Annotated in this window: 13 protein-coding genes; all 13 read right to left on the bottom strand. The window is 72.0% G+C overall.

The window, feature by feature from the left end:
- Positions 1–92: 92 nt before the first annotated feature.
- The 13 genes from EAH86_RS04520 to EAH86_RS04460 all read right to left on the bottom strand — a co-directional run bounded on the left by EAH86_RS04520 (position 93) and on the right by EAH86_RS04460 (position 14,125).
- A complete protein-coding gene (locus EAH86_RS04520) occupies positions 93–728 on the bottom strand; it encodes an NUDIX domain-containing protein (RefSeq protein ID WP_425325205.1) in 636 nt (211 codons plus the stop codon).
- Positions 725–2,431 (bottom strand): CTP synthase, encoded by a 1,707-nt coding sequence (locus EAH86_RS04515; RefSeq protein WP_140737359.1) that lies wholly within the window; start codon positions 2,429–2,431, stop codon positions 725–727. The genes EAH86_RS04520 and EAH86_RS04515 overlap by 4 nt, the downstream gene beginning before the upstream one ends.
- Positions 2,432–2,442: 11 nt before the next feature.
- Positions 2,443–3,561 carry a glycosyltransferase family 4 protein gene (locus tag EAH86_RS04510; protein ID WP_140737358.1) on the bottom strand — a complete coding sequence of 373 codons (1,119 nt, stop codon included), beginning with the start codon at positions 3,559–3,561 and terminating at the stop codon, positions 2,443–2,445.
- The gene (gene murJ / locus EAH86_RS04505) at positions 3,558–5,210 is read right to left on the bottom strand and encodes a murein biosynthesis integral membrane protein MurJ (RefSeq protein WP_140737357.1); all 1,653 of its coding nucleotides are present in this window, start codon (positions 5,208–5,210) and stop codon (positions 3,558–3,560) included. Before murJ ends, EAH86_RS04510 begins: the two co-directional genes overlap by 4 nt.
- 13 nt (positions 5,211–5,223) lie before the next feature.
- Positions 5,224–6,060: a hypothetical protein gene (locus EAH86_RS04500; protein ID WP_140737356.1), complete on the bottom strand. Its 837-nt coding sequence runs from the start codon at positions 6,058–6,060 to the stop codon at positions 5,224–5,226.
- Positions 6,061–6,065: 5 nt separating this feature from the next.
- Positions 6,066–7,007, bottom strand: a complete 942-nt coding sequence (locus EAH86_RS04495) for a copper transporter (protein WP_140737355.1) — start codon at positions 7,005–7,007, stop codon at positions 6,066–6,068.
- Positions 7,004–8,188 (bottom strand): putative cytokinetic ring protein SteA, encoded by a 1,185-nt coding sequence (gene steA, locus EAH86_RS04490; protein ID WP_140737354.1) that lies wholly within the window; start codon positions 8,186–8,188, stop codon positions 7,004–7,006. The genes EAH86_RS04495 and steA overlap by 4 nt, the downstream gene beginning before the upstream one ends.
- 147 nt (positions 8,189–8,335) lie before the next feature.
- Positions 8,336–10,072 (bottom strand): DNA repair protein RecN, encoded by a 1,737-nt coding sequence (gene recN, locus EAH86_RS04485; RefSeq protein ID WP_140737353.1) that lies wholly within the window; start codon positions 10,070–10,072, stop codon positions 8,336–8,338.
- 36 nt (positions 10,073–10,108) lie between these two features.
- Positions 10,109–11,068: an NAD kinase gene (locus EAH86_RS04480; protein WP_170212765.1), complete on the bottom strand. Its 960-nt coding sequence runs from the start codon at positions 11,066–11,068 to the stop codon at positions 10,109–10,111.
- 64 nt (positions 11,069–11,132) lie between these two features.
- Complete coding sequence (locus tag EAH86_RS04475; RefSeq protein WP_140737352.1) at positions 11,133–11,939, bottom strand: TlyA family RNA methyltransferase; 807 nt, start codon at positions 11,937–11,939, stop codon at positions 11,133–11,135.
- Positions 11,936–12,262 (bottom strand): hypothetical protein, encoded by a 327-nt coding sequence (locus EAH86_RS04470; protein ID WP_140737351.1) that lies wholly within the window; start codon positions 12,260–12,262, stop codon positions 11,936–11,938. Before EAH86_RS04470 ends, EAH86_RS04475 begins: the two co-directional genes overlap by 4 nt.
- Positions 12,259–13,062, bottom strand: coding sequence for a hypothetical protein (locus EAH86_RS20515; protein WP_194150730.1), 804 nt, complete (start codon positions 13,060–13,062; stop codon positions 12,259–12,261). The genes EAH86_RS04470 and EAH86_RS20515 overlap by 4 nt, the downstream gene beginning before the upstream one ends.
- A gap of 49 nt (positions 13,063–13,111) precedes the next feature.
- On the bottom strand, positions 13,112–14,125 hold the full coding sequence (locus EAH86_RS04460) for an HAD-IIA family hydrolase (protein ID WP_140737350.1): 1,014 nt from the start codon (positions 14,123–14,125) through the stop codon (positions 13,112–13,114).

Genomic DNA, 14,125 nt, shown 5'->3' with positions numbered 1-14,125 from the left:
GACGCCCACCACCAGGCGCGAGACTCGTCGGCTGCGCCGGCGCTGTCAAGATCCGCTCCCTTGACCGTCATTGGTCGGATCCGGCCCGCGGGCTAGCTCCGGTATGCCGGGTGGCTCGGCCACGGGGCGTCGTGCGTCCGCAGGGTGGTCCAGCCCAGGTCCCGGGCAGCCAGTGCCGCAAGGACGGCGATCACGATCGTGGCGTTGTGGATGCGGCCGGCGAGGACCGCGTCCCGGATCTCTTCGAGCGGGACCCAGCGCACCGGCATACCGAGCTCTTCACCGTCGCGGACGTGGCGCTCGGCCTCCGGGACGGGCGAGAGGTCTCGTGCCAGGTAGATGCGCAGCGCCTCGTCCAACCCGCCGGGTGAGCTGACGTAGTCGGCGAGCACGTGCCAGGTGGCCGCGACGAGGTCGGCTTCCTCGTGCAGCTCGCGGGCAGCGCCCACGTGCGGCGGCTCCCCCGTGACGTCGAGCAACCCGGCCGGGATCTCCCACTCGAAGGCGCGCACCGGGTGGCGGTACTGCTGGATCAGGCAGAGCCGGCCCTGCTCGTCGAGGGCGGCGACGGCCACGGCACCGGGGTGCCGGACGTACTCGCGGGTGACCTCGCCGGCCTCGCCGAGGTCGACGGTGTCACGCACGATGTCCCACACCATGCCGTGCATCGCGACCTCGGAGTGCACGACCGGCATGGCCTCGTGCCGGTCGGCGAGCTCCTCGCTCACGCGCTGGCGTCGGCCGTGCTGCGCGGGCGCTCGACCTCGACCAGCCGGGCGGCGCGCTGGGCGTTGATGGCTGCCTCGACCAGACCGGCGAACAACGGGTGCGCCCGGTGCGGTCGCGACTTGAACTCGGGGTGCGCCTGCGTCGACACGTAGTAGGGGTGCACCTCGCGCGGCAGCTCGACGAACTCGACGAGGTTCTTGTCCGGTGAGAGGCCGGAGAAGACCAGGCCGGCCTCCTCGAGCTGCTCGCGGTAGCCGTTGTTGACCTCGTAGCGGTGCCGGTGGCGCTCGTCGACCGCCACGGCACCGTAGGCCTCGGCGATGACCGAGCCCTCGGTCAGCTTGGCCGGGTAGGACCCCAGCCGCATGGTGCCGCCCAGGTCCCCGGCGCCCTCGACGAACGCCTTCTGCTCCTCCATGGTCGCGATGACCGGAGCTGGGGTGTTCGGGTCGAACTCGGTCGAGCTGGCGCCCTCGATGCCGGCGACGTTGCGGGCGTACTCGATGACCATGCACTGCAGGCCGAGGCAGATGCCCAGCGTGGGGACCTGCCGCTCGCGGGCCCACTTGAGCGCGCCGAGCTTGCCCTCGATGCCACGGACGCCGAAGCCTCCGGGCACCAGCACGGCATCGACCCCGCCGAGCGCCTTCTGGGCACCGGACTCGGTCTGGCACTCGTCGCTGGCGACCCAACGGATCGAGACCTTCGCGTCGTTCTGGAAGCCACCGGCGCGCATCGCCTCGGTGACCGAGAGGTAGGCGTCGGGCAGGTCGATGTACTTGCCGACCAGGGCGATCTCGACGGTGTGCTCGGGGCTGTGCACGCGGCGCAGCAGCTCGTCCCAGTCGTGCCAGTCGACGTCGCGGAAGTTCAGGCCGAGACGACGGATGACGAACGCATCCAGGCCCTCCTTGTGCAGCACCTTGGGGATGTCGTAGATGCTCGGGGCGTCGACCGCAGCCGCGCAGGCCTCGGTGTCGACGTCGCACATCAGCGAGATCTTCCGCTTGATGCTGTCCGGGATCTCACGGTCGGCGCGCAGCACGAGGCCGTCCGGCTGGATGCCGACCTGGCGCAGCGCGGCGACGGAGTGCTGCGTCGGCTTGGTCTTGAGCTCGCCGCTCGGGGCGAGGTAGGGCACCAGCGAGACGTGCAGGAAGAAGACGTTGTCGCGGCCCACGTCGTGGCGGACCTGGCGGGCGGCCTCGAGGAACGGCAGCGACTCGATGTCGCCGACGGTGCCACCGATCTCGGTGATGATGATGTCCGGGGCGTCGGTCCGCGAGACGCCGGGGCTGCCGGCCGCCTGGGCCCGCATCCGCTCCTTGATCTCGTTGGTGATGTGCGGGATCACCTGGACCGTGTCGCCGAGGTACTCCCCGCGCCGCTCCTTGGCGATCACCTGGTTGTAGATCTGCCCGGTGGTCACGTTGGCCCGGCCGACGAGGTTGCTGTCGAGGAAGCGCTCGTAGTGGCCGATGTCGAGATCGGTCTCGGCGCCGTCCTCGGTCACGAAGACCTCACCGTGCTGGAACGGGTTCATCGTGCCCGGGTCCACGTTGAGATAGGGGTCGAGCTTCTGCATCGTGACGCGCAGACCGCGAGCACGGAGCAGATGTCCGAGGCTGGACGCGGTCAGACCCTTGCCGAGAGAAGAGGCAACGCCGCCGGTTACGAAGATGTGTTTCGTCTGTTCCACCACGGGATTCAAGCCTACGTCATTCCGGGCAGGGCTGAGTACCACTCGTGCCAGCGACTCGCCGTCGCAGTGCCGTCGTCCCACGATCTGGCCCGCTCCCGGCCCGCCACGGAGGCGGTATGCCGGGCGGCCGGGTCAGCGAGGTACCGCTGCACTGCCGCGGCCACGGCCGAGGGGTCGCGCACGGGCACCAGCGTGCCGACGCCGGACACGAGGTCTGTCAGGCCGCCGGTCTCGGTCGCCACCACGGGGACGCCGGCGGCCATCGCCTCCTGCACGACCAGTGCACGGGCCTCCCACAGGCTGGGGAGCACGAAGACCTCGGCGGCACGGAGCCAGCGGTCGGGATCGTCCTGCGGTCCGACGAAGTGCACCGGCAAGCCCGCTGCCTCCACTCGCCGCCGTAGTCGGCTCAGCAGGTCCGCGTCCCCGTCACCGACGACCACCCAGGGGGCCTGCGCTGGCTCGGCTGCGCCGCCTGCGTCGACGAGGGTTTCGAGGTCCTTCTGTGGTGCGATCCGGGCGATGGTCAGGACCAGCGGAGCGCCGGGCTCGGCGTCGATTCCGTTGTCCCGCAACAGTTCTGCGGCGAGGGCACGGCGGGCCTCGGTGTCTGGAGTCTCTTGAGCAAGGAGCCCCGGTACCCGTGGCGACGGCACCGCCGCGAGCCGGGTGTCGCGCGCGCCGTGCCGCCGAGCCTCGTCGACGAGGTCGGAGCTGGCTCCGGTCGTCAGGGCTGCCCGCCGTGCGACGAGTCCCTGCACCAGACCCGAGAGCCTGCCCTTCAAGCCGCCCGAGCCGAGCACGGCATTGTGCTGGCTCACGACGACCGGGGTGTGGGTCCCGACCGCGACAATGCTGGCCAGCAGTCCGGCCTGGTGCCCGTGGGCGTGCACGACATCGGCAGCGCGGACCAGCCGGCGCAGCCGCCACAGGTGCCGCAGCGACTCGACCGGCCCGACCGCACCGCCGGGCCACCACAGCAGCGCCCCCGCGATCGCGAACCGGTCGGCCGTCATCCGGTCCGTCACGAAGCTGACCTCGTCCCCCAGCGCCCGAAGGCCCTCTGCCAGGTCGACGGCATGGGTCCCGATCCCCCCGGTGCTGCGCCCGACGAGCATCACCACCTTCACGGGGGGGTCCCCTTGCGCCGGCTTCGGCCGCGTTGGCGGAGGGCCTGCATGGCCTTGCGGTCGGCGACCATCATCACGCCCAGGTAGGCCAACAGGGTCACCACCCCCACCAGCAGGCCGCTGCCCAGCGCCGACCACAACGAATCCGGTGACAGGCCACGGGCCACGGTGTCGCCCACGGCGAGCCCGACCGCCACCGCCACCACCGCGGCTCCGAGCGTCCGTCCCGCGCCCTTGACTGCCTCCACGCCCCAGGCGCTGCGGACCAGCAGCGCCAGGACCGCGGCCGAAACCGTCATGCCGAGGGTGGAACCGATGCCCAGCACTCCCAGCGTCGTGCCTGCGCCCGAGCCCTCCGGGATCAGCGCCACAGGGACCAACGCGGCGAGCGCCCACCCGGCGGCGACCGCGAGCGCCGCGTGGATCGGCCGACCACGGACGTACAGAGCCCGGGTCAGCAACGCCGTGACCGAGAAGCCCACCAGTCCAGGGGCATACGCCGACAACGCACCCGGGAGGGCCGCCAGCGCGGCCGCACCTCCGGCGTGCGCGCCGCGGTCGAACGATGCGAAGAAGACCCCCACGGGCCGCGAGACCGCCATCAGCACCGTGACGGCACCGGCGGTCAGCAGCAGGATCCCTCGCAGCGCCCCTGCGAGGGTGTCCCGGGCCGAGGTCCCGACCTGCTGCTGGAGCTCCTCGACGGCGGTCGAGTGGGCCAGGGCAGGAAAGGCGGAGGTCGCGATCGGCACGGCCAGCACGGCATACGGGAGCAGGTAGACGGCCTGGACGTAGGTGTAGACGTTGACCACACCCGTGTCGACGGTGCGTGGCGCGTGCGTCAACCACAGGGTGGCCGCCACGGCCGCCTGCTGGGCGACGAGGGCCAGCACACCCGCCCCCGCGAGCGATCCGGCCCGTCGGGCCACCCCGTCGGGGAAGGTGAAGGTCGGTCGCAGCCGCACCCCGGCACGGGCCGCAGGGACGAGCAGCGGGAGGCTGAGCACGACGACACCCAGGGTCGTGCCGCCGGCGAGCACCCAGACGGCCCCGCTCGAGATGTCGGCAGGGGTGGTGGAGGGCTCGGCCACGAGGCGGTAGCCGACGTAGGCGGCCATGACGACCAGGCTCGACAGCAGTGGAGCCAGCGCCGCGGCGAGGAACCGGCGGTGGGCCTGGAGGATGCCCGCCAGGACGATGCCGACGCCGTAGAGGGCGACCTGCGGCGCGAAGATGAGCAGCATCGTCCTGCCCAGGTCGGCGCTGCCCGGCTCGGCAGTGTCGGCGAGGAACAGGTCGCTGATCCACGGGGATGCCACCGCGAGCAGCGCAGCCAACGGGACGAGCACGGCCAGGGCCCACGTGAGCAGCGCCGAGGCGGTCTGGTCCGCGTCCTCCCGGCGACCGGCGCCCAGCTGCCCGGCGATGAGCGGCACGGCTACCGCGGCCAGGGCACCGCCGGCGGCCACCTCGTACACGACGTTCGGGAGCATGTTGACGGTCTGGTAGGTGTCACCCACCCCACCCGTCCCGACACTGCCGGAGAACACCAGGGTGCGCGCGAACCCGGCGAGACGCGCGAGCAGGGTCACGACCGCGATGATCGCCGCAGCCTTGGCGACCGAGGTGCCGACCGACCTCGCCGTCATCGGCGACGCTGCGTCATCGACGGCCCCACGCGTCGAGCTCGCGCAGCCCGGGCGTGGACTCGATGACCTTGGTGAAGGAGACCTTCTCCGAGGCCAGCGTCAGTGCGGTGAGGACAACCAGGGCCGCCCAGCGTCCGCGTCGACCGGTGCGCTGGACCAGGGCTGCGCCGAGCAGGGCGCCGGCACTGTTGGCGCCGGTGTCCCCCAGCATCGCCTCACCGGACAGGTCCGGACCCAGCAGCCCGACGGCAGCGCCGGTGGCGGCACCCGAGGCCGCGGCCGAACGAGGCGACCTGGCGGTGAGCGCCCCCAGCAGGATCGTGGCCTTGAGGGCACGCCCTGGGCGCAGGTCGAGCAGGTTGAGCAGGTTCGCCGATCCGGCGACCACGGCGCCACCGACCACGGTGTCCAAGACGGTGCGTGTGCCGGTGGGTATGCCGTGCCGCTGGGGCTCGCGGCTGCGCGAGCCAAGGTCGATGAGTGCGGCCGACACCAGACCGGTGAGGCCGAGGCCGAGGATCTTCACCGCACCCGTGGTGACCTCGCCTCGAGCCAGTGCGCCGAGGTGGCCCTTGAAGCCCTTGCTCTTCGAGTCCCCAGCCAGGTCGTCGAGGGCCCCCAGCCCGGCTGAGGCCACTGCAGCCACCACCGGGCCCGGGCCCGCTCCGAGCAGGGCTGTCGCGCCCGCTGCCCCCACGGCATACGCGGGGCCCTCGAGCAGGGTGACGGTGCGGCCGGCGTGGTTGGTGCGGTCCCAGGTGGTCGAGCCGCCCGGAGGGTTGTCGCGAAGCAGGCGCAAGGCCGAGGCCGCGAGCGCCCCGGCGAGGGCGCCGGACACGAGTGCGCGCACGGCGGCTACTTGGTCGCCAGCTGCGGGAACGTGGCCGCCGCGTCCGACGCGAGGCCGTACTGCCCCGACTTGCCGGCCTCCTGCTCGAGCAGGCCGAAGACCAGGCTGGCCTGGCCCATCGGCAGCTCCCCGTCATCGACCGTGGACAGCACCTTCGACTGGTCGCCGTCCTCGCGCGACGTGCTGATCACCGAGGTGGCGTTGGTGGCTCCGGGGCTCTCGCTCTGGGCGATGAGGACCGCCCCGGCGCCGGCCGCATCGAGGGCACCGGCGAGCCTGCTGAGCCCGGTGGCGCGCGCTTCACGGACGCCGCTGTCGGACCCCGTGACAGGTCCGGCCACGACCACGGCGACGGATGCGACCTTGACGTCGCCGGGGGTGTAGCGGATGAGGTCGCCGGTGCGCAGACCCTCGAGGGCGGCGGCCGCGCCGGCCGCCGTCGAGCCGGCCTTGGCCAGCACCGACCGGGCGAGCACGGCGTTGACGACGTCAGCGCCGGACTGGTCGATCGGTACGCCGACCTGGCTGGCCAGCTGCTGGCCAAGCGTCGCCCGGAAGGCCGCCTTCTCCGGGTCGATCCAGTTGTCCTGCACCGAGACCGTCGAGCCGATGACCGCCCCGGCGGCGGCCAGGGTGCCCTGTGTCGCCTTGACCAGGTTGGAGTCGGCCCCCGGCAGCACCACGAGGGTCACGGTGGTGTCCTTGAGCCGTTCGGCCAGCAGGCTGCGGTTGCTGGCGGTGGTGAACTCGTCGCGCGCCTTGGTGCCCTTCTCGGCGAGATCGAGGTCGCTGCGCAGGGAGGCCTTGTCGGCGCGCAGGTTCTTCACCTCGGAGGTGAGGGTGTTGCCGATGTCCTCCTTGAGCGGTCCGGCGCCGAGCACGATGCCCACGGCGAGAGCCATGAAGATCGAGACGATCGAGACGAGGTGGTAACGAAAGTCGATCACGTGACAATTCCTACGACGAAGGACCAGAAGTCGTCCCAGCGGGCGCCGAGTACCTGGAGGAACGCGCGCCCACCCGTGGTGGACCAGAGCGCGGCGAGCAGTGCACTGAGACCCACGAGCAACATGAGCGTGAGGGCAAGGTTGGAGATGCGGGAGCGGTAGAGCCGGCTGACACCCTTGGCGTCGATCAGCTTGCCGCCGACCCGCAGCCTGGTGAGGAAGGTGCTGGCCATGCCGCTGCGCCCCTTGTCGAGGAACTCGACCAGGGTGGCGTGCGACCCGACGGCCACGATCAGCTCGGCCCCCTTGTCGTCGGCCAGCAGCATGGCGACGTCCTCGCTGGTCCCGGTGGCGGGGAAGACGACTGGTTCGACGCCGAGCCGGCGGACCCGCTCCAGCCCGGGGGCGTTGCCGTCGCGGTAGGCGTGAACGACGATCTCGGCGCCGCAGCGCAGGGTCGCGTCGGAGACCGAGTCCATGTCGCCAACGATCAGGTCGGGTTTGAGCCCGACCTCGAGGAGCGCATCGGCTCCCCCGTCGACGCCGATGAGCACGGGGCGGTACTCGCGGATGTAGCTGCGCAGCATGCGCAGGTCTTCCTTGTAGTGGTAGCCGCGCACGACGATCAACGCGTGCCGGCCGTCGATCTTGGTCGTGATGTCCGGGACGCCCACCCCGTCGAGCAGCAGGTCCCGCTCCCGACGGAGGTACTCCATCGTGTTGGCCGCGAACGCCTCGAGCTGGACGGCCAGCCCGGCCCTGGCCTCGACCATGGAGGAGTGCACCAGGGCGTGGTCGAAGGCCTGGCCCTTGGCGACGATCTCGTCGTCGACCCAGATCTCGTCACCGTCGATCCGGACCAGCTGACCCTCGTGCAGGTCGTGCATGACGTCCTTGCCGACGTTGTCGATCAGCGGGATGCCGGCGTCGACGAGGATCTCGGGTCCCAGGTTGGGATACCGCCCGGAGATCGACGGCGCCGCGTTGACCACGGCGGCCGGCTTGCAGGCCAGCAGCGCCTCGGCGCTCACCTTGTCGATGTCCTGGTGGTCGATCACCGCGATCTCGCCGGGGCGCAGCCGCTTGGTGAGGTTCTTGGTCCGGGCGTCCACGCGGACCAGCCCGCGTACCCCCGGGGTCTCGGGGTCGCGGGCACGTTGGCGGGGGAACTTCAAAGGCATCGTTCCCATCCTCCCATGGGCCCATGGGTATGCCGCGCGCCCCACGCGGGCACGCGGGCGCGACCTGGGTCACCCCGGCAAAGGATGCAAGCCGGACGCAAGCCCCGGACGATGGCCGGACGATGGCCGGTCGACGGAGGTGGTGGGTCAGACGCGGGAGGAGGACGCCCCGGCCGCGGCCGCGCGCCGGGAGGTGGTCTCCTCGACGAGCTCGCGGGCGTGGTCGAGGGCGGTGCCCGTGTCGACGCCGGCCATCATCCGGGCGAGCTCGCGGAGCCGCTCGTCACCGTCGAGGGCGTGCACCCCGCTGGACGTGATGTGCCCGTCGCTGGACTTGCGGACCACGAGGTGCCGGTCGGCGTAGGCGGCCACCTGGGGCAGGTGGGTCACCACGACGACCTGCGCGTGCTGCGCGAGCGCGGCCAGCCGGGCGCCGACGTCGAGGGCGGCAGCTCCGCCGACCCCGGCGTCGACCTCGTCGAAGACGAAGGTCGGGATGTCGCTGCCACCAGCCGCGCCCGTGACCACCTCCAGCGCCAGCATCACCCGCGACAGCTCACCACCGGAGGCCGCCTTGGCCACGGTGCGGGCAGGACTGCCGGGGTTCGCGGCGAGCAGGATCTCGACATCGTCGCCGCCGTGCCTGGTCAGTCCGGTGGAGCGCGGGCTGACAGCGACGTCGACCGTCGCCTCGCCCATCGCGAGGTGCGCGAGCTCACCGGTCACCGCGGCGGCCAGCCGCTTGGCGGCTGCGGCCCGGGCCTTGGTCAGCGCCCGGGCGGCGTCGGTGCGCTCCTGGGTCAGCCTGACGACCTCGGGCTCGAGGGCCTCGATCCGGCTGTCCGAACCCATCAACAGGTCGAGGCGCTGGGCCGAGGTCCGGCCCCACTCGAGCACGTCGTCGATCGTCTCGCCGTACTTGCGGGTCAGTGCTGTGAGGTCGGCGCGGCGTTGCTGGACCCAGGACATCCGGGCCGGGTCGACCTCGACGTCGGTGAGGTAGCCGCTGAGGTCAGCCGCCAGGTCAGCCGCGAGGTAGCCGAGATCGGCCAGCCGGCGGTCCAGCTCACGCAGCGCCGGGTCGTGGTCGACCTCCCCCAGGAGTGCCTGACGTGCCGCGGCGATCCGCTCGACGGCGCTGGGTGCCGGCTCCACGGCATACTCCTCGGCTCCGGCCAGGTGGTCGTGCGCCAGGGACGCGGCACCACGAAGCCCTTCGGCATGGCCGAGTCGTTCATCCTCGACCCGCAGGTCGGCGTCCTCACCGGACTGGGGGTCGATCTGCTCGAGCTGCTCGAGCCCGTGCTGCAGGACCTCGATCTCGCGGGCCCGGTCTCGGGCCTGCTCACGCAGGCTCGCCAGCTCGGCGGCGGCGGCCTGGTGGGCGTCGTAGACATCGGTGTAGCGCTGGAGCGCCTTGTGCAGCGGCGCTCCCCCGAACTGGTCGAGCACCGCACGGTGCTGGTCGCTCTGCCGCAGCCGCCACTGGTCGGCCTGGCCGTGGACGGCGACGAGGTGCTCACCGATCTCGCTGAGCACCCCCACCGGGGCGGTGCGCCCACCGACGTGCGCCCTCGATCGGCCCTCAGCCGACACGGAGCGCACCAGCACCAGGCCGTCACTGACATCGGCCCCGGCTTCGGCGGCACGCACTGCAGCGGGATGGTCGCTGGCCACGTCGACGACACCCTCGACGACGGCGCTGCCTGAACCGGCGCGCACGAGCCCGGCATCCGCCCGGGCGCCGAGGAGCAGGCCCAGACCGGTCACGACCATGGTCTTGCCTGCGCCGGTCTCACCCGTGACGACGTTGAGCCCGGGGTGCAGCTCGAGGACGGCGTCGTCGATGACGCCGAGCCCCTGGATCCTCAGTTCGGACAGCACGGTGCACAGCCTCTCACGCACAACCGACGGCGCCGGTCAGGCTGGCGGCAGCTGCCCCGCGCGAGCGGCGTCCTCACGCCGGGCCTCGCCACGCCACCCGTGGATCGACAGGTCGAACTTGGCCACCAGCCGGTCGGTGAACGGGGAGGTGCTCAGTCGAGCCAGCCGCACTGGCGTGTCCGACCGCACCACCTCGATCCGGGCGCCGGGCGGCAGGTCGACCGCCCGCCGACCGTCGCACCACAGGGCACCCGTGCCCAGCGTGTCGGGCACGACCTCCAGCGCAAGGTGCGAGTTGGGGCCGAGCACCAGGGGCCGGGCGAACAGGGCGTGCGCACTGATGGGGACGAGCAGGAGCGCTTCGACGTCCGGCCAGACCACGGGGCCACCCGCGGAGAACGCGTAGGCGGTCGACCCGGTGGGGGTCGCGACGACCACCCCGTCACATCCCCAGGTGGTGAGCGGGCGACCGTCGATCTCGGCGACGACCTCGAGCATGCGTTCGCGGTTGGCCTTCTCGACGGTGACCTCGTTGAGGGCCCAGCTCGTGTAGACCGGGTCGCCGTTGACGTGCGCCGACACCTCGAGGGTCATCCGCTCCTCGACCGAGTACGTCTTCGCGACGATGTGCTCGACCGTGGCGTCGATGTCCTCTCGCTCGGCCTCCGCGAGGAAGCCGACATGGCCCAGGTTGACCCCCAGCAGCGGCGCCCCGCTCCCCCGGGACACCTCGGCGCCCCGCAGGATGGTGCCGTCGCCACCGAGGACGCAGACCAGCTCGCACCCCTCGGCCGCGGAGTTGCCGTTGTCGACCACCGTGACACCCGGGTGCTGGGCCAGCTTGACCGCGGCGGCCTCGTCGCGCTGGACCACCACCTCGATACCGGCAGCATGCAGTCGGGCGACCACCTCGGTCGCCACGTCCTGGGCCTCCTGGCGGCGGGGGTGGGCCACGAGCAGGATCTTGCGTCCCTGCGTCGCGCTCGCTGGGCTCACGGTGTTCTCCCCACGGTGTTCTGTCCCTTCGGGAACTGCGCATCCGTCATGGCGTTCAGGGTGCTCATGGCGCTGTCACGTCGTCGGCGGTCCTCACCAGAGCCTCCCATCCCAGCGACTGCGCGTCGCGGGGGGTCAGCCACAACAGGTATTCGGCGTTGCCCTCACTGCCCTCGATCGGGCTCTTGGCCAGGGCTCGGGGATGCAGCCCGGCCGCGACACCCGCTCGGGCGACCTCGGTGACGGCCCAGGCGCGGTCACCGTAGGCGCGGACGATGCCACCCTTGCCCAACCGGGTGCGACCGACCTCGAACTGCGGCTTGACCAGCACCACGGCGTCACCGGAGTCGAGCAGCAGCCCCCGGAACGTGTCGAGCACCAGGGTCAGCGAGATGAAGCTGAGGTCCGCGACGAGCAGGTCGACTGCTCCCCCGATGTCGGCGGCGGCGAGGCCACGGACGGTGGTGCGCGACCGGTCGGTGACCCGGGGGTCGTCGGCCAGCTCCGGCACCAGCTGGCCGTGCCCGACGTCGAGCGCGACCACGTGCGCAGCGTCGTGGTGCAGCAGCACCTGGGTGAACCCGCCGGTCGAGGCGCCCACGTCGAGGCACCGCTTGCCCGCCACCGTGAGTCCGTCCGGTCCGAAGGTCTCCAAGGCACCCACCAGCTTGTATGCCGCGCGGCTCACCCACCGCGGCCCCGCCTCGCGCACCTCGATGCGGTCGCCGTGGCCGACCGGCGTGGCCGGCTTGGCCGCAGGCTTGCCGTCGATGCTGACGTCACCGGCGTCGATCAGGCCACGCGCGTGCCCCCTGGACCGGGCCAGCCCACGCCGGACGAGCTCGAGGTCGAGCCGGCTCGTGTCGCTCACTCGCCGCCGAGGTCGGACAGCCGCGCCTGGAGGGTCTGCTGCACCCGCTGACCTGCGTCGATCTGGGCGTCGAGGTCGTCCTGGGGCGCGTTCTGCAGGTCCTGCAGGGCCGAGTCGATCACGATGTCGCCGGTGGCGTGGTCGCCCAGACCCGCGCCGAGGGACTCGGCCCGGTCGGTCGGGTTCTCGTGCTGGGACGCGTGCGCGACTGCCGCGGCGTTGCCACCGGCAGCGGCCGCAGCCAGACCGTCACCCGCGCTGTCGGACGGAAGGTCCGAGGCCGCACCCGCGACGTCGGTGTCGTCGGGGAAATCGTCACTCACGTCGAGGCCTTCTTCGCAGTTGTCTTCTTCGCCGTCGCCCTCTTCGCCGGCGCAGCCTTCTTCGCCGGCGCTGCCTTTTTGGCGGGCGCTGCCTTTTTGGCGGGCGCTGCCTTCTTCGCCGGCGCTGCCTTTTTGGCGGGCGCTGCCTTCTTCGCCGGCGCTGCCTTTTTGGCGGTCGCCTTCTTGGCTGAGGTCGCCTTGGTGGCCGGCGCGGCCTTCTTCGCCGTCGCCCTCTTGGCCGGCGCAGTCTTCTTCGCCGTCGTCTTCGCGGCCGGCGCAGCCTTCTTCGCGCTTCCCCGCTTGGCCGGCGCGGCCCGCTTCACGGTGGAGCTGGTCGCGGGCGTTGCTGTCGGGCTGGGCTCGACGGCCGGTGCCGGCGCCCGGTGCGCCGTGGTCACCGCGCCAGAGACGCCGACCGTCCGGGCGAGCGGGCTGCGGGACGCTCCGGCGACGGCTGACGCGCCGGTGGCGACGAGCATCGCGCGCAGGTCAGCGATCTCCTTCGTGACGGCCGTCAGCGCGATCCGGGCGGCATCCACGTCGGCGACGCGGGCCACGTCGGCCTTCTTCAGGGCCGACTCGACCTCCCCTTGGATCAGGGTGAGCAGGTTGGCCCGGTTCGCACGGGCAGCCTCGAGCAGCTGGTCAGCAAGGGTCGACGCCTGCACCGCACGTCGGGTGACCTCGTCGGCCCCGGGCAGCGCCAGCAGACCCTGGGCCGCGTCCATCGCCCTGGCCTTGGTCATCTCGCCAAGCCCGCTAGCGAGCTGCACGTAACTGCGCACGGATTCGAAAGCCACGGTGGTCCTCCTCGGTGGAAGCGGCGGGGTGTCGCTCGCGACCCTCACGCTACTGCCACGCATCGATCTCCGGAACGAGTCTGCCGACCGCATCGGGATCGAGCCGGTCGCGGTCCAGTGCCTCGTGCAGGGCCGCGATTCCGGCTCGGGCAGTCTCGATCGGGCTACCCGTGGTCGCCACGTCCCACGCGCCGTCGACGACGCGACGACGCTCGCCACCGCAGACCCACCAGCCCTCGTCGGCTTCGGTGGCCACGTAGGACTCGGACAGCGCTCGGAGGTCCTGGAGCAGGTAGGTGGGACGGCGAGCAGGCGGCGCCGTCGCCAGGCTGGTCACCGAGTCGACACCCGTCAGCACGAGGACCGAGTCCATCCCCGCTGCTACGGCCCCGGCGATGTCGGTGTCCAGGCGGTCCCCCACCGCCAGGACCTGAGCGGGTTCGCGGCCGAGCCGTTGCGCACAGAGCGCGTACAACGGCGCGTGCGGCTTGCCGACCACGAGCGGGTCGCGACCGGTGGCCAGCTGGACCGCCGTGACGAGCGTGCCGTTGCCCGGCGCCGTACCCCGGTGGGTCGGCAGGGTGACGTCGGTGTTGGTCGCCACCCACACCGCCCCCGCGGTCACGGCATACGCCGTCTCCGCGAGGTCTGAGGCGGTCACCGACAGGCCGTAGCCCTGGAGCACGCCGGCCACGTCGACGTCTGGATCCTCGCGCGCCTGTTGCGGCGTCACGACGGTGAAGCCGTGGTGCTGCAGCGCCTCGCGCACCCCGATCCCACCGACCGCGAGGATGGTGGCTCCGGCAGGCAGCAGACCCGACAACGCGACCGCACCCGCCTGCGAGCTGGTCGCGACATCGCGACCGGTCACGTGCAGGCCCAGGTCGGTCAGGTGTGCCGCGACCTCCCCGGGTGGGCGCGATGCGTTGTTGGTGGCGAACACGATGGGCACGGTGAGGGCGGTCAGGGCTGCGACCGCATGCTCGACCGCCTCCGGTCCGCGGTAGACCACCCCATCGAGGTCACAGACCACGGCCGAGTACTGCTCGATCAGACCCGTCAC

It is taken from the genome of Pedococcus bigeumensis (assembly GCF_006438965.1).
Classification (GTDB): Bacteria; Actinomycetota; Actinomycetes; order Actinomycetales; family Dermatophilaceae; genus Pedococcus; species Pedococcus bigeumensis_A.
This window is presented reverse-complemented; position numbering and strand designations above follow the sequence as displayed.